This is a genomic window from Enterococcus spodopteracolus (assembly GCF_030441955.1).
Taxonomy (GTDB): domain Bacteria; phylum Bacillota; class Bacilli; order Lactobacillales; family Enterococcaceae; genus Enterococcus_B; species Enterococcus_B spodopteracolus.
On record NZ_JARJHD010000098.1, the window covers coordinates 1 to 490 of the forward strand.

The window sequence follows — 490 nt, forward strand, 5'->3', positions numbered from 1 at the left end:
ATGCGTAATGATGTCGATAGTTACTAACGGGTCTTGTTCGATTAACTGCCGCAGAAACTCTTCCAGGTCACCAGTGCAGTGCTTGATAACAGGAGTCTTCCCAGGATGGCGAACAACAAGAAACTGGTTTCCGTCTTCACGGACTTCGTTGCTTTCCAGTTTAGCAATACGCTTACTCCCATCCGAGATAACACCTTCGTAATACTCACGCTGCTCGTTGAGTTTTGATTTTGCTGTTTCAAGCTCAACACGCAGTTTCCCTACTGTTAGCGCAATATCCTCGTTCTCCTGGTCGCGGCGTTTGATGTATTGCTGGTTTCTTTCCCGTTCATCCAGCAGTTCCAGCACAATCGATGGTGTTACCAATTCATGGAAAAGGTCTGCGTCAAATCCCCAGTCGTCATGCATTGCCTGCTCTGCCGCTTCACGCAGTGCCTGAGAGTTAATTTCGCTCACTTCGAACCTCTCTGTTTACTGATAAGTTCCAGAT

1 protein-coding gene is annotated in these 490 nt (G+C 47.3%); it reads right to left on the minus strand.

Annotated elements, in window-relative coordinates:
• Positions 1 to 456 (minus strand): ead/Ea22-like family protein (locus P3R27_RS14730; protein ID WP_301399165.1); only part of this gene is annotated, 456 nt, incomplete at its 3' end.
• Positions 457 to 490 lie beyond the last annotated feature (34 nt).